Origin of the sequence: Chitinophaga ginsengisegetis, from assembly GCF_900168065.1 — a bacterium.
Lineage (GTDB): Bacteria > Bacteroidota > Bacteroidia > Chitinophagales > Chitinophagaceae > Chitinophaga > Chitinophaga ginsengisegetis.
This window is the reverse complement of sequence record NZ_FUZZ01000001.1, coordinates 2,290,846-2,315,502: the sequence shown is the minus strand read 5'-3', so window position 1 is coordinate 2,315,502 and position 24,657 is coordinate 2,290,846. Positions and strand designations below refer to the sequence as shown.

Annotated in this window: 17 protein-coding genes and 1 tRNA gene; 12 read left to right on the top strand and 6 right to left on the bottom strand. The window is 45.2% G+C overall.

Annotated elements, in window-relative coordinates:
* The first annotated feature begins 89 nt into the window (after window positions 1-89).
* Both B5Z18_RS09245 and B5Z18_RS09240 read left to right on the top strand, forming a co-directional pair.
* Entirely contained in the window at window positions 90-1,022 is a 933-nt protein-coding gene (locus B5Z18_RS09245; RefSeq protein WP_079469074.1) for a hypothetical protein, read from the top strand.
* Between the two features lie 8 nt (window positions 1,023-1,030).
* The gene (locus B5Z18_RS09240; RefSeq protein ID WP_079469073.1) at window positions 1,031-1,708 is read left to right on the top strand and encodes a hypothetical protein; all 678 of its coding nucleotides are present in this window, start codon (window positions 1,031-1,033) and stop codon (window positions 1,706-1,708) included.
* A gap of 292 nt (window positions 1,709-2,000) precedes the next feature.
* On the opposite strand, the gene B5Z18_RS09235 is transcribed toward B5Z18_RS09240, so the two are convergent.
* A tRNA-Asp gene (locus B5Z18_RS09235) sits at window positions 2,001-2,074 on the bottom strand.
* Window positions 2,075-2,232: 158 nt separating this feature from the next.
* Here B5Z18_RS09235 and B5Z18_RS09230 point away from each other — a divergent pair.
* Both B5Z18_RS09230 and dapA read left to right on the top strand, forming a co-directional pair.
* The gene (locus tag B5Z18_RS09230) at window positions 2,233-3,186 is read left to right on the top strand and encodes an acetyl-CoA carboxylase carboxyltransferase subunit alpha (protein WP_079469072.1); all 954 of its coding nucleotides are present in this window, start codon (window positions 2,233-2,235) and stop codon (window positions 3,184-3,186) included.
* A gap of 79 nt (window positions 3,187-3,265) precedes the next feature.
* Window positions 3,266-4,141 carry a 4-hydroxy-tetrahydrodipicolinate synthase gene (gene dapA, locus B5Z18_RS09225; protein WP_111579419.1) on the top strand — a complete coding sequence of 292 codons (876 nt, stop codon included), beginning with the start codon at window positions 3,266-3,268 and terminating at the stop codon, window positions 4,139-4,141.
* A gap of 66 nt (window positions 4,142-4,207) precedes the next feature.
* On the opposite strand, the gene B5Z18_RS09220 is transcribed toward dapA, so the two are convergent.
* Together B5Z18_RS09220 and B5Z18_RS09215 are read right to left on the bottom strand one after the other, a co-directional pair.
* A complete protein-coding gene (locus B5Z18_RS09220; protein ID WP_079469071.1) occupies window positions 4,208-5,116 on the bottom strand; it encodes a ribonuclease Z in 909 nt (302 codons plus the stop codon).
* 78 nt (window positions 5,117-5,194) lie between these two features.
* The gene (locus B5Z18_RS09215; protein WP_079469070.1) at window positions 5,195-5,569 is read right to left on the bottom strand and encodes an STAS domain-containing protein; all 375 of its coding nucleotides are present in this window, start codon (window positions 5,567-5,569) and stop codon (window positions 5,195-5,197) included.
* A 297-nt stretch (window positions 5,570-5,866) separates the two neighbouring features.
* Here B5Z18_RS09215 and B5Z18_RS09210 point away from each other — a divergent pair, with 297 nt between their 5' ends.
* The 7 genes from B5Z18_RS09210 to B5Z18_RS09180 all read left to right on the top strand — a co-directional run bounded on the left by B5Z18_RS09210 (window position 5,867) and on the right by B5Z18_RS09180 (window position 18,673).
* The gene (locus B5Z18_RS09210; RefSeq protein WP_079469069.1) at window positions 5,867-8,401 is read left to right on the top strand and encodes an ATP-dependent Clp protease ATP-binding subunit; all 2,535 of its coding nucleotides are present in this window, start codon (window positions 5,867-5,869) and stop codon (window positions 8,399-8,401) included.
* 482 nt (window positions 8,402-8,883) lie between these two features.
* Window positions 8,884-10,749 (top strand): hypothetical protein, encoded by a 1,866-nt coding sequence (locus B5Z18_RS09205; protein WP_079469068.1) that lies wholly within the window; start codon window positions 8,884-8,886, stop codon window positions 10,747-10,749.
* A 79-nt stretch (window positions 10,750-10,828) separates the two neighbouring features.
* Window positions 10,829-12,880 (top strand): hypothetical protein, encoded by a 2,052-nt coding sequence (locus tag B5Z18_RS09200; protein ID WP_079469067.1) that lies wholly within the window; start codon window positions 10,829-10,831, stop codon window positions 12,878-12,880.
* 9 nt (window positions 12,881-12,889) lie between these two features.
* Window positions 12,890-14,455, top strand: a complete 1,566-nt coding sequence (locus B5Z18_RS09195; protein ID WP_143313530.1) for a T9SS type A sorting domain-containing protein — start codon at window positions 12,890-12,892, stop codon at window positions 14,453-14,455.
* Between the two features lie 113 nt (window positions 14,456-14,568).
* Window positions 14,569-15,258, top strand: coding sequence for a (d)CMP kinase (cmk, locus tag B5Z18_RS09190; RefSeq protein WP_079469065.1), 690 nt, complete (start codon window positions 14,569-14,571; stop codon window positions 15,256-15,258).
* 668 nt (window positions 15,259-15,926) lie between these two features.
* Window positions 15,927-17,849 (top strand): tetratricopeptide repeat-containing sensor histidine kinase, encoded by a 1,923-nt coding sequence (locus tag B5Z18_RS09185; protein WP_159454242.1) that lies wholly within the window; start codon window positions 15,927-15,929, stop codon window positions 17,847-17,849.
* Between the two features lie 59 nt (window positions 17,850-17,908).
* Complete coding sequence (locus B5Z18_RS09180; protein WP_079469063.1) at window positions 17,909-18,673, top strand: LytR/AlgR family response regulator transcription factor; 765 nt, start codon at window positions 17,909-17,911, stop codon at window positions 18,671-18,673.
* Window positions 18,674-18,941: 268 nt separating this feature from the next.
* On the opposite strand, the gene B5Z18_RS09175 is transcribed toward B5Z18_RS09180, so the two are convergent.
* Entirely contained in the window at window positions 18,942-20,165 is a 1,224-nt protein-coding gene (locus B5Z18_RS09175; protein WP_079469062.1) for a 4-hydroxy-3-methylbut-2-enyl diphosphate reductase, read from the bottom strand.
* Window positions 20,166-20,200: 35 nt separating this feature from the next.
* Window positions 20,201-21,079 (bottom strand): rhomboid family intramembrane serine protease, encoded by an 879-nt coding sequence (locus tag B5Z18_RS09170; RefSeq protein ID WP_079469061.1) that lies wholly within the window; start codon window positions 21,077-21,079, stop codon window positions 20,201-20,203.
* Window positions 21,080-21,433: 354 nt separating this feature from the next.
* Here B5Z18_RS09170 and rpsA point away from each other — a divergent pair, with 354 nt between their 5' ends.
* Window positions 21,434-23,338, top strand: a complete 1,905-nt coding sequence (gene rpsA, locus B5Z18_RS09165; RefSeq protein ID WP_079469060.1) for a 30S ribosomal protein S1 — start codon at window positions 21,434-21,436, stop codon at window positions 23,336-23,338.
* 77 nt (window positions 23,339-23,415) lie between these two features.
* On the opposite strand, the gene hxpB is transcribed toward rpsA, so the two are convergent.
* Window positions 23,416-24,075, bottom strand: a complete 660-nt coding sequence (hxpB, locus tag B5Z18_RS09160) for a hexitol phosphatase HxpB (RefSeq protein WP_079469059.1) — start codon at window positions 24,073-24,075, stop codon at window positions 23,416-23,418.
* Window positions 24,076-24,657: the final 582 nt, after the last annotated feature.

Sequence of the window (24,657 nt, the reverse complement as noted above, 5' to 3'; positions counted from 1 at the left end):
TTTATTGTCTCGATTATGAAACTTTCTAGCTGAATTCTTTACGGAGTTCTTGTATTAAATTTCAAAGTGCAACCTCAATTAGCTAAGCTATGTCTCCCAATCAAATTGAATTTAAAATTACTAAAGATTCTTCAGCACAAAATGTTGACCTTGACAATATGTCAATTGAGGCCAGTGCTGCTTTTGTAGTTTTGTTAAATTCTATGAATAATATATTGAAGTATTATAATAGCAATAACGAGATTAAGGTAAAATTGGTTAAAGGATCTGCAGCAATTAATGTTGTTTCAACTGAAAATATTATCTCTACAATTGAAAGCGATTTTGAAGATGTATTGGGAAATAAATCAGGTAATCAAATACTAGTTGAGAATTGGAGGGAGATCCAGAAAGTTCTTTCCAGCGACGGATTAGAATACGAAGCTAAATTTGCCTATACCAATAAGCCCCCTTCTTCTTCTCTTGTAACAAGATTAAGAACGAGTAATCAAATAAGACTTAGAAAGACTGAATATATCTTTACTGGAATAGAATTTCTGACAGGTAAACTGATTGAAGTGGGTGGTAAAACGCCCAATATTCATATTCTGGACCAATTTGATAATAAAATTAAAATTGGCTGTACTGAAGGCAATGCAAAAGTTGCAAGAAGATATTTATATGAGCCTCTTTATGTAAGCGCTTTTTGTAGGACTAAAGATAACTTTCCAAATCTTTATTGGTTTTGTGATGTATATAATGACGGAGTGATGATGAATGAACTTAATGCGCTTTATAACAGGATATTTACAACCGACTCTGTAGTAGGTCAGCTTATAAATATACATGATATTGGTAAAGAAGTGTTAGAGAAGGATCCATCCTATATAATGATGAGAAGATTCATGAAAATGTTTGACTATGAGTATGTGGATTACCGTTATATGAAGAGTTTAATGGTACTCACAAAAGGAATCAAAAATCATGGCGAACTGGGTGGTATCCGTGAGAAAATTGTAGAAAAATATAATAAGCGAAATTAAATAGCTCCATGAATTTAATGTTAATCGATGAGTCCGAGATCGTTCCTATTAACAGCACAACCTTACCAAGCAAATTCGTTGCAGCAGCTGTAGAACTTGATCCCAATACAAGAAAAGCTAAGCATTCAGGAATTGTGATGAAGCATGATTCCACTTATAAATTATTTCATTTTGATGGCAGGCTATGGTTTGACGATGCTCCTGTCAATAATTGGTATTTTCATAAAAGGCTTGATTTTATAAAAGAAGAGGAGATTGAGAATTTTATTGCGCACTGTGAAATTATTAAGAAGGAGTCTAATCCTCGTTACGGATTTTACTACCCCGGTTCACATTATGACTCAACAGGACAATATTTTTCGAAAATACCTAATACGGAGTTTATGACATGTGTGGGATTATGTTTAAACACAATTAAAGGGTTTATTGAGGATGATGAATATTTTCGATATACTGATTGGACAATTGCTGATAATCATATGACTATGAGTTTTATAACTGACACTATTATAGGAATTAGAGCAGCTAATCCTACTTTGAGTAATGTTCAAATTATGGAGGATATAAGAAGAATATTACCTGATGAGTATTTTGCATCTACCTATTTAAAAACAATGCCAATTAGAAAACATGAAATAGATGTGATCATTGATGCTGTTAGAATTGCTCTTATTAATAAAACATGATTCATAGAGATCAATAATCTATAACCGCGGAAGATTCGCCTTTAAATATGTTAGATGTTATAGTTGATGACTCTATTATGAAATTACTCCTTTTAAGTAGCAATAGCTATTGGGTTATTTATCGCTTACAGATTACAAAGGGCATTTTATGTGCTTTAATTATAACTTAGTAAACGAACGTTAACCTGAGTAAAGTAATATAAACTGACCGGGGAAAATTAAACTGAAATCGACTAACTAATCGACCATAAAAGAAAAACCCGCGACCAGCGCGGGTTCCTTCGAGATTTTGCGGACCGGACGGGACTCGAACCCGCGACCTCCGCCGTGACAGGGCGGCATTCTAACCAACTGAACTACCGATCCATTCCATTTTGATCCTAAGAACTTGTGTCCCAATTCGTTGTGTTGTTCCGTTTTGGGATTGCAAAGATAGCAACAAAGTTCCCAATTAAGCAAATCTTTTTTAAAAAATATTTTCAGCATTATCTTTACACCCGATCTTTAACCAATTTAATCAAATTATGCAATTCCTGGATTTCGAGAAACCTATCGCTGACTTATACGATCAGCTGGAGAAGCTGAAGGAAAATGGTGAAAAATCAGGTGTGGATGTTTCTGCTACTGTTAGCGAGTATGAGCAAAAAATTGCTGATACCCGCCAGAATATCTACGACCACCTCACCGCCTTCCAGCGCGTACAGCTGAGCCGTCATCCGGATAGGCCCTATACGCTGGCGTACATCGAAAAAATGTCCACCAATTTTACGGAACTGCATGGCGACCGGAATGTAAAAGACGATAAAGCTATGGTAGGCGGCTTCGCCGACCTGGATGGCGAAACGGTCATGTTTATTGGTCAGCAGAAAGGCGTAAACACCAAAATGCGCCAGCTCAGAAACTTTGGTATGGCCAACCCGGAAGGGTACCGCAAGGCCCTGCGCCTGATGAAACTGGCCGAAAGATTTAATAAGCCCATTGTTACCCTCATCGATACTCCCGGTGCTTATCCCGGTCTGGAAGCGGAAGAAAGGGGCCAGGCGGAAGCCATTGCCCGCAACCTTTTTGAAATGGTAAAACTCCGCGTGCCTGTAATCTGTATCGTAATCGGGGAAGGCGCTTCCGGTGGCGCATTAGGCATCGGCATCGGCGACCGCGTATTTATGCTCGAAAACAGCTGGTATACGGTGATCTCTCCCGAAAACTGCTCCACAATTCTCTGGCGTAGCTGGAATTTCAAGGAAAAAGCCGCAGAAGAGCTGAAACTGACCTCCGATTATATGAGCCAGTTTGGCCTGGTAGACGGCATCGTGCGCGAACCACTCGGCGGCGCACACGTAAATCCTGATGAAATGGCCCACCTGCTGAAGGTCCGCATCAAGGAAACACTCGCAGAATTAAAGAAAATTGATCCGGATACGCGCATAGAACAACGGATCGATAAGTTCTCCCGCATGGGTTTCTACGAAGAGAAATAAAAAATATTTAGAGATAACAATAAAAATTTCGAATTTCGGCCTTCGAAGTTCGAAATTTTTATTTTCCCGTAAACGCAATATGGAACAACTAAAAGGCACCGGGGTGGCATTGGTAACACCCTTTAAAGCAGATGAAAGCATCGATTGGAATGCTTTGGAAAAGTTGATCAACTACGTGATCGATGGCGGCGTGAACTATGTTGTGTCTTTAGGCACAACTGGCGAAACACCTACTCTTTCTGCAGATGAAAAGCTGGATTTGATAAAATTCACTTTCGAAAAGGTGTCGAAGCGGGTGCCGGTAGTGATTGGCGTTGGCGATTATAATACAAGAGATGTGGTGAAACGGCTGGAGAAATGCCCGCTCGATGAAGCGGCTGCCATCCTCAGCGTAGCGCCTTACTACAGCAAACCTACACAGGAAGGCATTTATCAGCACTATAAAACCATTGCTGCCGCTTCCCCAAAACCGGTGATCCTGTACAATGTTCCCGGCCGTACCGGCAGGAATATGACTGCAGAAACCACCCTGCGCCTGGCGCATGAGGTGGAAAACATCGTGGCCATGAAGGAAGCTTCCGGCGATATAATGCAGTGCATGCAGATTATCCGCGATAAACCAAAGGATTTCCTCGTTATCAGCGGCGACGACGCACTGGCGTTGGGACAGCTGGCCTGCGGCATGGACGGCGTTATTTCGGTGGCGGCCAACTATTTTGCGACCGATTTTTCCAGCATGGTACACGCTGCCCTGTTAAACGATTATCCCGCGGCTCGGACGCTCAATTACAAAATGCTGGAAGGATTTGAACTGATGTTCTCCGAAAACAATCCCGCCGGCATCAAGGCATTCCTGCATTATGCAGGGATTATGGAAAATACTTTCCGCCTGCCTGTAATGCCTGTTAGCGACGGACTGTATAGCAAGATAGCTGCCTATCTGAAGAACTACTAACAGTAAAATGTAAATAAAAAAGCAGCAGCGGTCCACCCGGATCGCTGCTGCTTTTATTTTATAACCCTAAATAATATACGTTACGCCCTCTTCCGCAATTTCCGTATTCCCGAAAACCGGCCTGGATTCATCCAGGAAAGGTTGTAATTCGGTGTACTTGGAAGAAAAATGACCGATCAGCAGCCGTTTTACTGCCGCTGCTGCCGCCAGGGAGGCCGCCTGTACAGAAGTGCTGTGAAACCGCTCTGCTGCCCGTTGCTGTAAGTCGTGCAGGTAAGTGGTTTCATGATACATCAGGTCCGCATCCTTCAACACCGGCAACAGATTCACGTCATACAGGGTATCGGCACAGTACACATACCGTTTGCCGGGAGGCGGCGGCAAAGTTACCCAGTCGTTTTTCACCAGGGTGCCGTCTTTCCGCTGATAATCGGCGCCATCCTGCAACCGGCTGAAGTAGGCAGCGGGGATTTCGTAAGCCCTGGCCTGTTCCGGGATCAGCTTACGCTTGCGTTTCTGCATCTCAAAAGAAAAACCAAAACAGGTGATCCGGTGCTGGGTGGGAAAACAGCTTACCGTCAGGTCCTTATCTTCCAGGATGATACCGCTGTATCCCGGTTGCAGGGGCACAAAGCTCAGTTCAAATTTCAGTACCGTACCCGAACAATCCAGCTGGAGCTGGATAATTTGTTCCAGCTCCGGTGGCGCATACACGCTGATAGGATCGGTACGGCCCATCAAACTGAGCGTATTCAACAGGCCAATCAGCCCGAAATAATGATCTCCGTGAAGATGGCTGATAAAAATATATCTCAGCTTACTGCGCCTGATCCGGTACTGCGCGATCTGTAATTGTGTGCCTTCTCCGCAATCTACCAGCAGGAGCTGCTCATTGCAGGTAACTACCTGGGCGGTGGGGTGCCTGTCCAGGGTGGGGATAGCAGAATTGTTACCTAATATCGTGACTGCGAACATGTAAATAGCTTTAATCGTTCAATTGCCTTTTTTTAAAATCACCCTTACGTGGGAGTAAAAAAGAGCGGCAATCCATCCTTATTCCAATCCATTCAGTAATTCTCTTTCCAGCTCTTCCATCATTACAAGGTCTATTGCCTCTGCCATCGTAGGAGCCAGATTGAGCATATCATCCCCTGCAGATTTCAACTCAGCTGTTAAAGTGTTGTTAAGGCCGGTGATTGCACAGGATAAATTATTGTCATACATACGCTGATAAACTGTTAAAATGGCTTCAACGCCCTTTGCATCAATTTTTTGTACCAATGTCATATCCAGTATGAGATTGCGTCCCTCCAGCTCCGGCAGCGCGGTTGCAGTGGCCACAAAGTCGTCTGACAAATTAGCATCCAGAACTGTTTCTTCCGGACAAAAAACGACTATTTTTTCTTTGGTATCAATTTTGAATTTCATGCGTTGGACGTTGTTTTATACTTTTAGTAAATAAATTTTGAACAGAGGGAACCCGCCTATAAAATATAACCGCAAGAGATCGAAAACAAAAACCTCTTTTTCTTCGTAGATATTTTTAAACGAACGTACCCGCATCACCGCAAAAATAATCTTATACTATTAAAGTGTAAGTTGTTTAAGTTTAAAAAGGAATAACTTCATTTCCGTACAAAGCGTGATAATCTTAAGTCAGAATTATTCGTTATTATTGTATAAGCAAGCCCCCGTAAGGGTTTTTGATAATTTAATAATCTCACAATGGACCAGAATTTTTCACCGCAAGTTAAGGAGATCATTTCGTTCAGCAGAGAGGAAGCTTTACGCCTGGGAAATGACTTCATAGGTACTGAACACCTGCTGTTAGGTATTATTCGAGAAGGCGAGGGCACGGCCGTAAAGATTCTGCAGGCTTTGAACGTAGATCTGTATGAGTTACGCAAGGAAGTAGAACTGGCTGTTAAAGATAAGACAGGAAAGAATATCGCTAACATCAATAGTCTCCCGCTTACCAGACAGGCAGAGAAAGTTATACGGGTTACCGTACTGGAAGCCAAAGCACTGAAAAGCGCTACGGTGGAAACGGAACACCTCATGCTTTCCATACTCAAGAATAAGGAAAACGTTTGTACACAAATCTTACAACAATTTGACGTGGACTACGATACTTTTAAAAACGAACTGGGCTTTGTAAAATCTGCGGACCCTAAATCTGAATTCGACGATCCGGGCGAAGAAGAGTTTGAGGACGAAAGAAAGAGTTACGCAAGCAAAGCCAAACAGACAAATACCAAATCCAAGACGCCCGTACTGGATAACTTTGGTAGAGATATTACCAAGCTGGCCGAGAGTGGCAGCTTAGACCCGATTGTTGGCCGCGAGCAGGAAATTGAAAGGGTATCCCAGATACTTTCCCGCCGTAAAAAGAACAATCCGATTCTTATTGGTGAACCCGGTGTGGGTAAAACCGCCATCGTGGAGGGTTTGGCGCTGCGTATCGTGCAGCGTAAAGTTTCCCGCGTGCTTTTCGATAAGCGCGTGGTAAGCCTCGACCTCGCCGCCCTGGTGGCCGGTACCAAATACCGTGGCCAGTTTGAAGAAAGGATGAAGGCCATCATGAATGAACTCGAGAAAAACAGGGACGTTATCCTGTTTATCGATGAAATTCATACAATCGTGGGCGCTGGTGGCGCTTCCGGTTCGCTGGACGCTTCCAACATCTTTAAACCTGCACTCGCAAGGGGCGAACTCCAATGCATTGGCGCTTCTACCCTCGATGAGTACCGCATGTACATCGAAAAAGATGGCGCACTCGACCGCAGGTTCCAGAAAGTAATGGTAGAACCACCAAGCGTGGATGAAACCATCATGATCCTCAATAACATCAAGCCCCGTTATGAAGAATACCATAACGTAAGCTACACAGATGCAGCCATTGATGCCTGCGTGAAACTGAGCGACCGCTACATGACCGACCGTCTCCTGCCCGACAAGGCAATTGACGTACTCGATGAAGTAGGCGCCCGCGTTCACCTGAAAAACATCAATGTTCCTCAGAATATCCTCGACCTGGAAAAACAGATAGAAGATATCAAACAGGAAAAGAATAAAGTAGTGAAAAGCCAACGCTTCGAAGAAGCAGCTGCTTTACGCGATACTGAAAAGAAACTGGGTGAAGACCTGGAACGCGCAAAAGCAATGTGGGAAGAAGAAGTGAAGCACAAACGCTACCCGATCGATGAAGAAGCTATCGCGGAAGTGGTAAGCATGATGACCGGTATCCCCGTTAAAAGGATGGTACAGGCCGAAACTGAAAAACTCCGCCGCATGGGTGAAGACCTTAAAGGCGCCGTCGTTGGACAGGACGAAGCCATCAGCAAAGTCACCAAAGCCATTCAGCGTAACCGCGTAGGTCTGAAAGATCCGAAAAAACCAATCGGTACCTTCATATTCCTCGGCCCTACCGGGGTAGGTAAAACAGAGTTGGCCAAATCACTGGCCCGCTATATGTTCGACTCCGACGAAGCGCTTATCCGCATCGATATGAGTGAATACATGGAGAAATTCTCTGTTAGCCGCCTCATTGGTGCCCCTCCGGGATATGTTGGATACGAAGAAGGTGGTCAGCTGACTGAAAAAGTTCGCCGCAAACCTTACTCCGTAATCCTCCTGGATGAAATTGAAAAAGCACATCCGGATATTTATAACCTCCTGTTGCAGGTACTGGATGACGGTATCCTCACCGATGGCCTCGGCCGTAAAGTGGATTTCAAAAATACCCTCATCATCATGACCTCCAACATCGGAGCCCGTCAGCTGAAAGATTTCGGCGCCGGCGTAGGTTTTACCACCAGCGCAAGAGCCGTAAATGAAGAAGAGAATACCAAATCAGTGATCGAAAAAGCACTGAAACGTACCTTCTCTCCGGAATTCCTGAACAGGATCGATGACGTGATCATCTTTAACTCCCTGGCAAAAGAGCATATCTACACCATCATTGACATTACAATGAAAAGTGTACTGAAACGCCTGAACAACCTCGGATTCAGCCTGGAACTGACAGATGAAGCCAAAGGCTTCCTGGCAGATAAGGGTTACGACCAGCAGTTTGGCGCCAGACCGCTCCACAGGGCCATCCAGAAATACCTGGAAGATCCGCTGGCAGAAGAAATCCTCAACATGAACATTCATGATGGAGATGTACTCGTAGCGGACCTGGACAAGGAAAATCAGAAGCTGATCTTCACCCTGAAAAACAACTCTTCCAAGAGTAAATCAGAGAAATCAGAAGCGTAAGTAACACGCAAAAAATACAACAGCAGCAGCCCGTCAGAAATGATGGGCTGCTTTTTTTATAACATGAACATGTTAACCTCCCCATCCCCACTAGATTATTTTAAGCAAACCCATCCTGTTACAGCATATATTTCCTTCTCAATACTTTATCTGCAATCGATCTCCCCACATTTTAATACCCATATATGGTTAGGTGGTACACCGCCAGTGAATAATTATCTGAACTAAAATGGTATGATCATGTCATTTTTTAAAAAGATTTAATATGTCACATTTGCACCATGTTGTTTATATAGATTATGTAATGATAATTATATCAAACTATAATAGTTTATATTTTTTATTATTATTTAGATGATATGAAAAGCATGACTAATGAATTCCCTGAGACACGATAATTGAATCTATTTATCCTATTACTATCACGCCGGCAACACCAATGCCGGAAGTGGGCTTGACATTAAATATTTATCCCTATTTCTATGAGAAAATCTTTACGCATTGTAGTACGGGTGATGCTGGTTGGCGGTGTGGGCATGATCGCCTCAAAGGCAAATGCACAGCTGAAAGTCGGTAAAAATCCCACTACGATAGAAAAATCCGCTATCCTCGATCTGGATGCAGACAAACAAGGCTTATTACTGCCACGTTTAACCGATACAGTAGGTATCACAGGCTTAACACCTCCCGATGGGATGGTCATCTACCTGAAAAAAGCCGGTGAAGAAGGCTTCTACGTAAGAAATCACGGCTACTGGCAAAAAATGGCCAACACAGGCGATGTAGCCAACACCTGGGGCCTCAGAGGTAATCCCGGTACCGCCGGCGACTTTATCGGAACTACTACCAATGTACCGTTTTCCCTCAAGGCAAACAATGTGGAAGGTTTCGTGATCGACAACGGTTACGCGTTCCTGAAAAAACTGGACCTGGTAACCACCGGTGTGGACGTGTTACTGATAGATCCCGTTACAGGTAAAATCAACAAGCGCACCATTTCTGAAACGGCTTTTACAACCGCGATCAATAAGATCAACGGTTTAACCGCCGCCGATCAGAAACTGACCACCGCCGCGCCGGTAGCAACACCAAACGACTACGTGTTTTCTACCACCGGAACAGATACCCACGTACTCACTATCGCCACACAGAAAGGTGTAACCGGCGCCGGCGAAGTAACAGCGGGTTTACTGAGCCTCACAGATTACAAACGCTTTGATAAAGCCACACTGGCAATGATCATCGGCGCATTCGATGCCACACCGGTGAACGATGGTTTGACTATAGACAATACCAATCCGGCTGTTGCTCCGAAACTGATCCTGCACGCCGCGGATGCTACCCATCCCGGTGCTGTTTCTACCGGTGCCCAGTCATTCGACGGTTTAAAAACCTTCCTGCAATCTGTTACAGGTAACGAAGACCTGACCATCCTGAAGAAAGGTCAGTTCGGAACCGGGTTAACAGTACTGGCGAATGGCGCTACCATCACCGGTAACTCAACTATCACCGGCAACCTGACTTTACCAGGTGCTACCAGCAATCTCGCTGTAGGCGGTAACTCCGTTCTTACCGGTACCCTGAACGTAACCGGTGCCACTACACTGGCCAGCACCCTCGGTGTTACCGGCAAAGCTACCCTGGATAACGATCTCCAGGTAAAAGGAAATACACAGCTCGACAATAACGTGGTGCTCACTAACATCGCAGACGGAACCACGCAGGACATAGTATTACTCCGCGATGCTACTTCAGGTAATGTGGTGAAAAGAAAACTCTCCGCCACCGCATTTAAAGACCTGACCTTCAAGTCAGATCATGCTGGCCTTGATCTGGCTGTGACACAGGCTGCAGATGAAGTAACTGTAAGCATCCCCGTAGCTTCACCTGCCACTACCGGTGGTTTGGTAAGCAACGCCGCACAGAGCTTCGCCGGCGCAAAGAAATTTGGCAACGAAGTCTCTATAAAGAAAAATGTACACATCGGCGATACCAATAACATCGGCAATTCTACCTTACAGGTAACCGGTTCCGTATCCATGTCCATCACTACCGTTACGGCCGGCGGCACCTACACCGTGGCAGCAACAGATAATACTATCCTCGTAAGCGCCAACGCTGTTTGCAGCGTGGTATTACCGGATGCTACCACTTGTACAGGACGTATCTACACGGTGAAAAAAATACCTGCTGCTTCCGCACCGGACGATACACAAATCAACAACGATGTGCAGATTACCTCCGCCGGCGGCACGCTGGAAGGTGGCGCTAAACTGACCATCTACAACGACTGGACCTTCTACACCGTTCAGTCTAACGGAACAAACTGGTACGTGATCAAGAAATAGGCTGAGAAAATAATTGGAACGGCTATGTGGAAATCATAGCCGTTCTATTCCTTTGGGTACATTCCTTAAATGTTGATGTATGAAGCTGCAAGGGCTTATAAAAGTATGCGCTGCAATGTTGTTTTGCTTAGGCACTCAGCAGTTGACGGCACAACAATTAAAGCTGGGAACTAATCCTTCTCTGATAAAACAATCTGCTTTACTTGAGCTGGAAAGCAAGAAGCAGGCACTCCTCCTTACCCGTATTGCAGATACCAACCAGATCGTCACCCCGGTAAATGGGATGATCATCTACCTGGAATCCGATAACACTTTCCGTGTCCGGGCCAATAACTACTGGACAAAACTGATAGCTGATGGCGCCGCCATCAAATCAATCAACAACGATTTTTCTCCCTCACAGGAAATTAAAGCCACGTATACGCCTGGCGGCACTTTTGGCTTTGCTACTGCCGGCGGTATTCATAACCTCACTATCCCGGATGCTTCTCTTACTGCGCCCGGATTTGTTAACTACAGCGCCCAGTCGTTTAAGGGATTAAAAAACTTTACAGAAGGACTGCAAACCTACTCGCTGCGTGTAACCAACGACGTTAGTACACCCATAAAAATATTAGGAAAGGATGCCAGTGGTGATGTGGCCTCCATGACCATTGATAATAACTTATCCATCACCAGCGGGCAACTGGCCGTGAAGAACACAATTAAACTATGGAACGCTAATAAGATAGCAGACTACGATGTATTGTTTGGTACCGCTCCCGTTAACAATGACGTACTCACTTTTAACGGTACACAATGGATTGCCAAAGCTGCGGCCGCCAGCGGCGTTACTTCGGTTGGCTTGTCGCTGCCATCTTTGTTTAATGTAACCACGCCAACGGTAACTACTTCAGGAACGTTAACGGCTACACTGAATACGCAAAATGCCAACCTCGTTTTTGCCGGCCCCGCCACAGGAGGCGCAGCTGTACCTGCTTTCAGGGCATTAACAATAGCTGATCTGCCGGTGAATGCTTTTATTCAGAACACTACTACCACACAGGCATCTTCAAATTTTGATATATCCGGAAGCGGTGTAATTGGCACAACGCTTACTGTGAAAGGGTTAACACCGGGTTCTATCCCGTATGTGGGAACCGGAGATGTAATTTCCGAGAATAACGGACAGTTATTCTGGGATGCAACCAAGTCATTGCTGGGAGTGGGCACCGGCGCGCCTGTGAATAAAGTGGAAATATCAGGCCCTCCAACTACAGCCGCTCCTTTCTCCGCGAATACTTCGGGTCTTCGTTTAACAAACCTGGCCACTGCTACTCCGGCAGCCGCTACTTCTAAAGTACTTTCCATTAACAGCACCGGGGACGTTATCTTAACAGATAACCCGGCCACCACCAACTGGCTTACGGGTGGTAACGTGGCTACGGCAACGCAGTTCCTGGGAACTACCAATGCGGTGGATATGGTAGTGAAGTACAACAATAAAGAGCTTTTCAAAGGAACCAGAGGACAAACGGCCGCGGAAAGCGGAGGGGGGGACTTTTCAGCGTATACATTAACCTTGTTTAATGGCGCGCAGAAATTTAATGGACACCCTGTTATTATTCGCGCCAATGGAAATGATGTACTGGCATTTGAAGACGCGGCAGGTGTGCCCAGATGGCACTGGAATATGCTGGGTAACGGATTAAATTTTGTGGAAACCAACGTACAGGATTACCGTTTGTTTCTGCAGAATGGAGGGAATGTAGGTGTGGGAACCAATACGCCTGCTGCCTTACTGGATGTAAATGGTACTGCGAAACTTGGCGCTACCGGTACTGTTTTAAACGGTGTATATAGAGCCTCAAATATTAATTGCTTTAGCATAAATGGTTCTACCGCAACAACCAGTGTGCCCAGTAGTGCCACGGCAACTGCAACGGTAATATTCAACATTACGGGGCCTACTGTTGCATTGGGTGGAAATGTTATCATAAACCCCCGATTTGATTTTCCTTTCAATTTGCGCTTAATTTCTTCAAGGGTATCCGCTGATAATACCGTGACGGCTATTTTCGTCAACACCACCGGTAGTGCATTCTCTTTGTCAGGAACAGGCAAACGCTTCGATATTACTGTAATCCAATAAAAAACATTGGTGAAGAAATTATTGCTGATATTATCCCTTTTATTTTTGGTGGGCTTCACCTCCGCCCAGCAGGGTGTTTACATCCCTGCCGGCGCCACCGTATGGCTCGCCGGTAATACCAACGTAGGCATCTTCGCTGATATGACGAACAACGGTATCCTCGGCTCTAATCCCAATACCACCTTTTATTTCCTCAGCAAATTATGGACTAACGGAAACGGTGCTACGCTGCCCGATGAAAGTGCAGATGGTACCTCCGGCACCGGCGGCACCTTCCTCTTTTCCGGCGCCGGTCAGCAAAGGGTTTTTGGCGCTTACAGCTTTATTGCCGGAACAGGCGCCAGCTTTCCCAACCTGCAGCTCAATAATCCCGCCGGCTTACTGCTGGAGGATTTCACCGATCTGAAGATCAGGAATAACCTTCATTTTGCCAGCGGACGTATTTATCTTAATGGCTGGAACCTCCAGGTAGGCGATAAAACACCCGGTACCATTACCGGCTACAGCGACTACCGCTATGTGGTTACCGGCAAAGGGATCGCAGGTGGATTATTGTACCGCGCCGCTATCACAAATGCAGCCGGAAAAGTAGTGTTCCCGGTAGGAACAGATGACTATAGTTATTCACCCGCCGCGGTGCTCATTACCGGCGCAAAAGACATGATAGGCGCCCGTGTATACGACAGCGTATATACCGTGGCCGCCGGTGGCAGGGCTTACCCCGACAGCTTTGTGAACAAATCCTGGAATATCCGCCGGGCAGATAACAGCGGGGGAGAAGTAGATGTAATCCTGCAACACATGGATGTCAGCGAATTACCGGCCTATGCCACCTCGCGCGATAGCAGCTTCATTACCCGCTTCGTTGGCGGAGTATGGGACGCTGTACCCGTAATCACCACCAGGCCACTACCCGGTACATTAACCACTGCTGCCATGACTCAGCCGGCGACCATGCACCTCCGGCACTTCGACGGGCTAGGCGCCAGTGAATATTTCACAAAAACGGCTTTGATCGGTTCTGCCAAACCAGCCATGTTCCTCAGCTTTGAAGCCTACAGAATTGCCCCGGTACTGGTGCAGCTGGACTGGACCACCAGCCGTGAAATTTATAATGCCACCTTTGAAGTGGAACGCCGCTATGAAAGACAGGAAGCCTTCGTTAAAATCGGCGTACTGCCAACAAAAGCCGTCAACGGCAATAGCAATGTACCGCTGAGCTATACCTTCCCGGATGTGAATGATTATGACGACTGGACCTATTACCGCATCAAGGCAGTAGGCCGGAACGGCAAAATTACCTATTCCGAAATACGCGCAGTACCACCGTTTGTACAGATCAAGGTATTCCCGAACCCGAATAACGGTAACTTCAAAGTCACTATTCGCGGTATCCGCGGCGATATGCTGATGCAGCTGCACGACACCTGGAGCCAGGTAATGCGCCAGTACGAGGTAAGAAGGGATGCCGAGGTGAATATCTCAAACCTGCCGTCAGGCGTTTATTTCCTCGTAATTTATCATAAAGACACCATGAAAGTGGCCTACACCTGTAAGGTGGTAGTAGCCCAATAAAAGGCCGGAATTTCCTTCAACCGGAAATTCCAGCCTTTTGTTTTGATTTCTCGGAGATTTGCCCCAATTTTGTAGAGTTCTTCCCTATAGGCGATTCATTTAAACAGATAGTTTTGAAAAAAATAATCATCACGATAGATGGCTACTCTTCATGTGGCAAAAGCACTTTGGCCAAGCAACTGGCTAAAAAGCTGAACTATACCTATATAGACAGCGGTGCTATGTATCGTGCGATTACCCTTTACTTTATTCAAAACAGGATCGACTGGATGTCTCATGAAGCAGTAACCACCGCACTGGAAGATGTACACCTGGATTTTGTTCCCAACTCCCTCACAGGGCTCAGCGAAATGTACCTCAACAATGAAAATGTGGAACACCTGATCCGCGAAATGATCGTAGCTGAAAAGGTGAGCGAAGTAGCCGCTGTAAAAGAAGTACGCGATCTGGCCGTAGCACAGCAAAAGAAGATGGGCGCCCGTAAAGGCATCGTGATGGATGGCCGTGATATCGGCACGGTGGTATTTCCCCATGCAGAACTCAAGATCTTTATGACCGCCGACATCACTATCCGCGTTGAACGCCGGTTTAAAGAACTCTATGAAAAAAATAAGAACATTACCCTCGAAGAAGTAAAACAAAATCTCGAACTGAGAGATTATATCGATGCCAACCGCGAAATAAGCCCGCTCCGCAAAGCAGAAGACGCTATCATACTGGATAACAGCCACTTGAACCTCGATGACCAGCTTCAACTGGTGATGCAATGGGTGGAAGATGCTATTATGGCGCACTCCTCATAAAATATTATTTCCTTTTATTAAAACTCTTTTATACATTTGCTATGTGACTTGTAGTCACCAACCCAATAATTTTTCCACATCCTCCCGAATTTCCAGTAGAATTTTATTTTCATGCCCGAATGATGTCAACTTTTATTGACCATTTCTGCATAGCCAACCTGATCCTCCCTGAAAAATACTGCTTAGGCATTTTTTGTATGGAAAAGTCACTGTGCCATTGATTTAGTGTAGTCGACCTGTATAAGACATTAAGAACAAGTGCGTAAGACGCGTTATCATATATCGTGCTTTCGGAAACGTCTTATCCTAGCTATATCCACAAAGGACCCTTTGCTATTAACCGATTATAATGTTGCTATAATATAAAATTCAGTCTGCGTGAGCATAACCGCTGCCAGCAGACATTTAAAGGTAATGTGGGATGGCGTGGTACGCCACGGCCGTTCCATGTTTTCAGTAGGTGTATTCGGTTAATAGGAAGAAGGGGCGAATTCTTTCGCCCTTTCGCTTTTTAAACTTTTTGATTGTCAGTGAAGCAGGTTTGCCCATAGCGTTATCCCGTTTAACCGGATATCTTTAAATCGCTACGCGTTATTCGTAATTCTTTTTTTAAATTGTGTAGTCACACAGACCAGCCAATGTCTATAAAAGGTGTATGTTTTTTATGCTTGCTCCTGTCAGGGGCCTGTTTTGAGGCGATAGCCCAGGACTCCCTGCGGATATACAACCTGTTCGATTCCGTTCGCCGGCTCCCTTCCGATACCGGGAAAGTGTCTTTACTGCTGAAAAAAGGCGGATTGAATAACCGTTTCTTTGAATCACATAAAATAGAAAATCCTTTCTGGCAGGAAGCACTCACCTTATCGCTCCAACTCAAATATCCCAAAGGAATATCACAGGCATACAATGAACTGGGAACCGCAAAAAGGAATAAGTCGCTGTACATCGTTGCGGAAGACTACCACGAAAAAGCACTCAAAGCCGCAGAAGACGCGAAAGATACTTCCCTTATCGTATTTTCCCTGAATAACGCCGGGGTAGATTGCCGGCGGCAGGATAAACTGCAGAAGGGATTTGACTATCACGTGAAAGCACTGATACTGGCGGAAAGGATCAACGACATCCGCAACGTTTGCGTGGCTACCAACAGTATCGGGAATATCCAGCTCACCACGGAAAAATATGCAGATGCCATCACCCATTTTAACCGCGCCCTCGAACTGGAAGAGAAAAGCAATAACCAACTGGGCGTAGCCATTAATCTCGGTAACCTCGGATACGCATACCAGGGGCAAAATAAACTGGACCTGGCTATTCATTACTATAAACGCTCTCTCGCCATCAACCAGAAAATGGACCGCCCCATCGGTATGGCAATATGTTATAACGCCCTCGGCGCCGCCTATAAAGAAAAGAAAGATTATCCGGCGGCAATGGAATACCTGAAAAAAGCGCTGGAAGTAAATGATAAGGTAGATGATAAGGTACATGTGGCAGAAAGCTACCTCAGTATCGGTAAACTGCTGGGGGCACAGGGAAAACACGACGAAGCCAGGAAATACATGATGCAATCTATCGACATCAGTACTTTCTGGGGCTTCAAAGCCATGCTGATGGATGCTTATAAAGCACTCGCAACAGACTTTAAAGAAAGCGGGGAGTTTAAAAAATCACTGGAAGCCACCGATAAATCATTGCTGTACAAAGACAGTATCCTTGACGAAAAATCAGCAATGGCGCTTGCCCAGATGCAAACCATTTATGAAGTAGACCGGAAAGATAACCAGATCCGTAATCTCGAACATGATAAAATGGTGAGCACCCTGCGTACCAAACGTAATGTGGTGATCACTTTTTTCCTGGCCGCCTTCCTGTTAATGGCTATCGTGGGCGGCTTTTTCTATATCCGTCACCGTAACCTGAAGGCCAACAAACAAACCTTACAGCTGGAGTTGCGGTCGCTCCGCTCCCAGATGAATCCACACTTCATCTTTAACTCCCTCAGCTCTATCCACCGGTACATCTGGAGCAACAACCAGGAGGAAGCGTCGGACTACCTGACCAAGTTTTCCCGGCTCATGCGCCTTATCCTCGATAACACCCAGCACACTTTTGTTACATTAAATAAAGAACTGGAATCATTAAGGTTGTATCTTGACCTGGAATCATTGCGCTGTAACGGTATCTTTGAATACCGGTTTCTCATAGATGCAGATATTAACGATGATGAAGTACTGATACCCCCGATGATATTACAACCATATGTGGAAAACGCCATCTGGCACGGACTCGTGCATAAGCACCCGGATGAAAAAGGGATTCTTGATATTGAAATCTTACTAAAAAAAAGAAGCCTGGTATGTACTATTACAGATAATGGCATAGGCAGAAAAAAAGCAATGGAGATAAAGGAAAAGAAAGGCCGGCTGCATAATTCTGTAGGCATGAAAGTAACGGAAGGCAGGATAGACCTTATCCGTAAGATTAATAACAAAGAAGCAAAAGTAACGGTAACAGACCTGGAAGATGAAGCCGGAAACGCCACCGGAACAAAGGTGACTATTATTTTACCCGCAGAATTTATATTTTAGTTTACTCACTGATAAACCATAAAACAGCTGATAGCTAACAGCTAACAAAAGCTACTTGTATGAGCGAAATAAAAGCTATCATCGTTGATGATGAGCAACACTGCATTGATGCACTACAAACGATGTTACAAAAAAAATGTCCCGGTGTACAGGTGATTGGTTGGGCTAAAAGTGTGAGGGAAGCAAAGGAAATGATTGATGAACTACAGCCGGACCTGGTATTTCTGGATGTGGAAATGCCATATCAGAACGGGTTTGAGCTGTTGAAGCTATTTGAAAAGGTATACTTCGACGTTATCTTTACAACAGCCTATGAACAGTATGCTTTAAAAGCCATTAAGTTCAATGCGCTGGATTACCTGCTGAAACCCTTTAGTGTAAAGGAGTTGCAGGATGCGTTGGAAAAATGCAGGGAGAAGAAAGTGAACCGGCCAAAGGACCAGGGCATCTCTCCGATGGAAGTGTTTTTGCAGAACATGAAAACAATACAGCAAACACACAAGAAAATTGCATTACCTACTATCAACGGCCTGGTATTTATGCCCGTGCAGAACATTGTCCGTTGTGAATCTACCGGTAACTATACCCGCATCTTTTTTACAGACAAGAAAAATCTCATGGTATCCCGCCCCCTGAAAGAGTTTGAGGAGTTGCTGTCTGATGTGGATTTCTTCCGGGTACACAATTCACACCTGATAAATATGCAGCAGATGCAGTCTTATATCCAGGGCGAAGGAGGCTTTGCGCTCATGAGTGATGGTACGCAGGTGGAAGTGTCCAGAAGACGCAAAGCAGAGTTCCTGAAAAAGGCAATGCAGTTCTAAGTAGTGATTTACAGCGTATTCGTAGATGTGTGTATTCCGATTTTATTCGTTTTTATGCCAGTTATAATTAATTACCTACCATATAATAAATGGCTATTGCGGGCATATTAGAGATAAGCTACTTTTGAATTACGATTTCAATATAAACGCAATATAAAGATTTTATACTCTGCATTACTAGCGTGATTAGCCCCAAAGAAAAAAGACACCACGTGGTGTCTTTTTTGTTTTTATGATTTTTTAGCCAGTTTTATACAGATAGATATTTTTAGTCAATTATGGCCATTTCATCTGCTTTGTGCTCCAGCTGGTAAAACGAGAGCAGCCGGCGTATCACTCCTTCAACGAGGGCGTCCGGACAGGATGCGCCGCTGGTCAGCAGGATCGTCACCTTTTCCTTTTCCGGTAAAAAGCTACCGGCATTGATCTCTTCTTTATGATGAAAGTCCCAGTGATTAATAGCCTTTGCGGAGAGCATTTTTTCGGGAGATGATATAAAATAAGTAGGCAGCTTTTCTTCACACAGTTCCACGAGGTGCGAAGTATTAGAGCTGTTGTAACCGCCCACTACAATGGCCAGGTCGGCAGATTCCTGCAACATACCGGTAACGGCCGTCTGGTTATCATTGGTGGCGTAACAGAGCGTATCGCGGGTATCTGCAAACCTTTCCCCGGCGGTGGCTTCTGTGAGCTGGAAATGCGTCATCATCACCTGCCGGATATAATCGGCAATGGCCTGTGTTTCGGTAGCCAGCATAGTGGTTTGATTCACCACGCCTACCCGCTGCAGATCTGTAGCCGGGTTAAAGCCGGGTGAATATTGTCCTTTGAACAAAGCATTAAACTCATCGGGTTTACGCTGCCCGGTGATAAACTCCGCCAGCAGCGCTGCTTCTTTTATATCCTTCACTACTATGGTAGGCGTGCCGGAAGCGCTGTGGGAAAATGTAGCCCTGGTTTCTTCGTGCTTTGGTTTGCCGTGTACAATTACGGTATAGTTTTTCTTACCGATCTGGTCGGCCTTGTTCCATACACGTTCCACAAAAGGGCAGGTGGTGTTGTATTTCAGGGGCTCAATACCCAGCGAGGCCAGTTGCTGTTCGGTTTCCAGGGTGGTGCCAAATGCAGGGATGATCACAATATCATCTGGCTGCAGGCTCTCCCAGGGAACCAGCTGATTGCCGGAGGTATCCATAATAAACTGAACGCCCCTGTCCAGCAGGTCGTTGTTTACATGGGGGTTGTGGATCATTTCACTGAGCAGGAAGATCCGTTTGTCCGGATTTTCATCCACTGTTTTAAAGGCAATTTCAATGGCGTTTTCCACACCATAGCAGAATCCGAAGTGCCGGGCCAGTAAAATCCTGAGCGGACCAAAATCCAGCTCGGTGGGCGTGAAGTCCTTTTTCATGCGGTCCTGCTGTTTGCGCTGGTTTTTGATGGCGCTGATCAGCGGACTGCGATATATAACCGGAACGTTAAATGTTTTCATGTGTTAAATGACAGAAAATTGAAGGACAAAGTTAATCAGTTTTCTTTGCTCACTTTGTCCAGCCATGCTTTTTCTTCGGCGCTGAGGCTATTATAGCCTTTTTCATTGATTTTGTCCAGCAGTTGGTCTAATCTGGAAGGGTCTCTGTCTTCAGCTTTTTTTACCACTTTCAGGGGTGATTTCTTAGGTTTGAATTTACGGGTAACAGCCTGTTGCTGGCGGCGGTTTTTGAAATCAAACAGCCATATCAGGGGCTGGCAGAGGTCAGTACCTGCCTGCAGGGTGCGTATATAGAGGAAGCCCAGCAGGGAACCTCCCATGTGGGAAATCAGTCCGCCGATGTTGCCGTTGGGGATGGAAATCAATCCCAGCACCACCAGGGCCATCGCCAGCCATTTCAGTTTCACGCTGCCCAGGAACATCAGGCCGATTTCAAAGTTGGGCATCAGGGTAGCTGCTGCCACCAGGATACACATAATGGCTGCTGAAGCGCCCACCATAGTAGTGCCTACGTAGCCCGGAAAAAGACTGGCACTCAGCAGGTACAGTAAACCGCCGGCCATACCACCCAGTAAATAAAGGGGGAGTACCCGTTTATTCCCGAGAAAATCCCGGAACAGGTTACCAAACCAGTAAAGGTTGATCATATTAAAAAGGGCGTGGAATATTTCCACATGCGTAAACATGTAGGTGATCAGCCCCCAGGGCTTTAAGATAAATGCGCCGAGCGGCACATTCATAGCCAGCTGTTGATATGTCCATTCAAAAGGGGTAGGCTGCTTGGTCAGGAACGCAATAAGACGCAGAATATTTAACCCCAGGAAGATGACGATATTCCAGAAAAGCAAATAATTGACCGTGTTTCCCTGCCTGAGCCAGTAGCGAATATCCGATTGAAATGAGGTCCCGTTCATATACACAAATTAAAATAAAATCCGGGATTAAATAATAGTAATTAACATTTTAAACGCAGGAAAAGTAAGCCTGTTCACTGCTAATGAATATCATCTTTCCTGTATCTGTTAACAACAATTAATCCGGATGCTGGTTCTTCCTGCGGCAAAAAAAATGCCCGTTTACGCAGTTTAATTTTTTGTCGTAGTAAAATTATTAATAATGCAATTTAAAAATATCTGAAAAGACCACCCCATACCGCAGCGGAAGGTGATTTTCTTCAATAAAAATACGTATAAACGGGTATTTTTTCGTATTTTTGCCGTCCCATAAAACAGGGTATCCGGGTATTCCGGGTAAAATTTTAATTTTTTATGAGCGAAAACAACATTTCTAACGAACAAAACGCTGAACAACAGGCTCCGCAAGCAGCTGCTGCGGTTGAAACAGCGACACCAAAGGCACCTGTAGCAAAAGTTGAAACTGCACACGACGATTTCGACTGGAGCGTTGACAAACGTAACGTTTCTTCTTACAGCAAAGAAGAAAAAGAAAAGTACGACGTGACTTACGACAGCACTTTCAAGGTGTTTGAAGAAAACAGCCTGCTGACTGGTACTGTTGTGGGTTTAACCAACACAGATGTAGTGATCAACATCGGATTCAAATCTGATGGTTTGATTTCTCTGAACGAATTCCGTGATTTACCAGGTCTGAAGATCGGTGATGAAGTGGAAGTGCTGGTAGTAGAAAAAGAAGACCGCGATGGTAACCTGCACCTGAGCCGTAAACAGGCTCGCCAGAAACGTGCATGGGAAAAAATCGTGGAAGTTTACAAAACAGGCGAAGTGGTTACTGGTACCGTTACCAGCAAAACCAAAGGCGGCCTGATCGTAGATGTATATGGTATGGAAACATTCCTGCCGGGTTCTCAGATCGATGTGAAACCAGTTACAGATTACGACCAGTTTGTAGGCAAAACTATGGAGTTCAAGGTGGTGAAAGTAAACGAAACCATCCGTAACGCCGTTGTTTCACACAAAGCGCTCATCGAAAGCGATATCGAACAACAGAGAGTGGATATCATCAGCAAACTGGAAAAAGGCCAGGTGCTGGAAGGTACTATCAAAAATATCACCGACTTCGGTGCATTCATCGACCTGGGTGGTCTGGACGGCTTACTGTATATCACAGATATCAGCTGGGGCCGTATCTCCCATCCGAGCGAAGTACTGCAGATGGATCAGAAAATCAACGTTGTTGTGCTTGACTTCGATGACGAAAAACGTCGCATAAGCCTGGGCTACAAACAACTGACCCCGCATCCGTGGGATACTTTACCAGCTACTATCACCGAAGGTGCTAAAGTAAAAGGTAAAGTAGTGAACATCGAAGATTATGGTGCATTCCTGGAAATCATGCCAGGTGTTGAAGGTCTGGTTCACGTATCTGAAATCTCATGGGCTTCTACGCCAATCAACGCTAAAGAATTCTTCAAATTAGGAGAAGAATACGAAGCCGTTGTAGTTACCCTGAGCAAGGAAGAACGCAAAATGAGCCTGTCTATCAAGCAACTGACAGAAGATCCATGGTCTACTATCGAAACTAAATTCCCGGTTGAAAGCCGTCACAAAGGTATCGTGAAAAACATCACTCCTTATGGCGTATTCGTTGAACTGGAAACTGGTATCGGTGGCATGATCCACATCTCTGACCTGAGCTGGATCAAACGTTTCAACCACCCATCTGAATACACTAAAGTAGGTAACGAAATAGATGTAGTAATCCTGGGTATTGATAAAGACAACCGTAAACTGAGCCTCGGTCACAAACAGATCGAAGAAGATCCATGGAACACTTTTGAAACTATCTTCCCGATCAACTCCGTACACGAAGGTACCGTTGTGAAGAAAGATGATAAAGGTGCTACGGTTCAACTGCAGTACGGTCTGGAAGCTTACGCTCCTGCACGTCACCTCAGAACTGAAGATGAAAAACCAATCAACGTTGAAGACGTGAAAGAATTCATGATCATCGAATTCGATCGCAGCGAAAAACGTATCCTGGTTTCTCATACCAGAGTTTGGGAAAAAGCACAGGCTGAAGAAAAACAGGCTGTAGTGAAAGAGAAGAGAGAAGAAGCTGACAAAACCCGTAAGGCTGTGAAAAACATCCAGGGTAAAGTGGAAAAAGCTACTTTAGGTGATCTCGGCGCTTTAGCTGAACTGAGAGAAAAACTGAAACAATCTGAAGGCGGCGAAGAAAAAAGCGCGCAGTAAGATCCGGTTTCATTAAATAATAAATCCCGCTTCGAGTAACATCGGAGCGGGATTTTTTTATAGGAAGATTTTATACTTTACTTTATCAGCAACGACAGCTTCGCATCGTTAAATTCCAGCAAACTGTCCAGCTTCATATTAGCCAGTGCATACCGTGGATCATGCCGGTTATGCGCTTCCGGTACCACCACCGTGGTCATCCGCGCCGCCTTAGCCGCCGTCATACCCGTTACGGAATCCTCAAAAGCTATACAATCCAGCGGATCACTGCCCAACGCCTTGGCGCAGGCCAGGTACACCGCAGGGTGTGGCTTACCATAATCCTCAAACTCAGCAGAATATACCGCCTGAAAAACATCTTTTATCTGTAAATGTTCCAGCGCAGCATTGATCAGGCGCAGTGGGGAAGAAGAAGCCAGTCCCATTTTGAACCCTTTCTCCCGGAAATATTGAAGGATATACGGTAACCCCTCCATAGGATGGCCCTCCGCTTTGATCTTATATATCACACTATCAATAATTTCATTTACAACCTGCTCTGCACTCTTTCCTTCCCATTTATAGTAATTATGCCAGTAACTCACCACTTCCTTCGTGCGCAGGCCGGTGGTTAAATGCGTAAGTTCGGGCGATAGGTTTACGCCCACTGTAGCAAACACTTCCCGCATGGCGATGCCCCACAAAGGTTCTGAATCTATCAACAGGCCATCCATGTCAAATATTACCGTATCTATCATATGTTTTTCCGTTTATGCGCGGCAAAGATAAGAAGTTATAAGGGGAGATCACAGTTAGCCGGTAACTGTTTACCAGCCTGCATTTGCGCTTCAAGTCCACCTTTGCTCCGGGGATGCTTCCGGGATGCTTCGGGTTAAACCCGTATTTGTTCCTTCGGGCGTGCCCCTGGCTCTCCGGTCCCATAACAATAAGTTATACGCCATAAACTTTGGTTATCACGCCACTGCGGTAATCGGCCAGGTAATTCCCCCTGAATCCCTCCCTAATCAGCGTTTACACAGTTATGTCAACTGCAAACCTGCTGCCTCCGCCAATTTCCCCCCTTTTTGGAGCCTTATTGAATGTTGAAAAAAGTTTTGGAAAGATGCCCTGCATTTATATCTTTGTATTACTCTACTAAAATTATAGGGAATATGGGTAATGATAGAAGGAATTGTAACAGAAACAGTTGTTGTTCATCAACACCCATGAGGCGCGTGTAATATGGAAAATCAGTGATCAGCTTACTGTAAATCAACATTATACGAGGCCTCCGCAAACATTCCGGGGGCTTTTTTATATAAAAAAACGACCAACAGCCC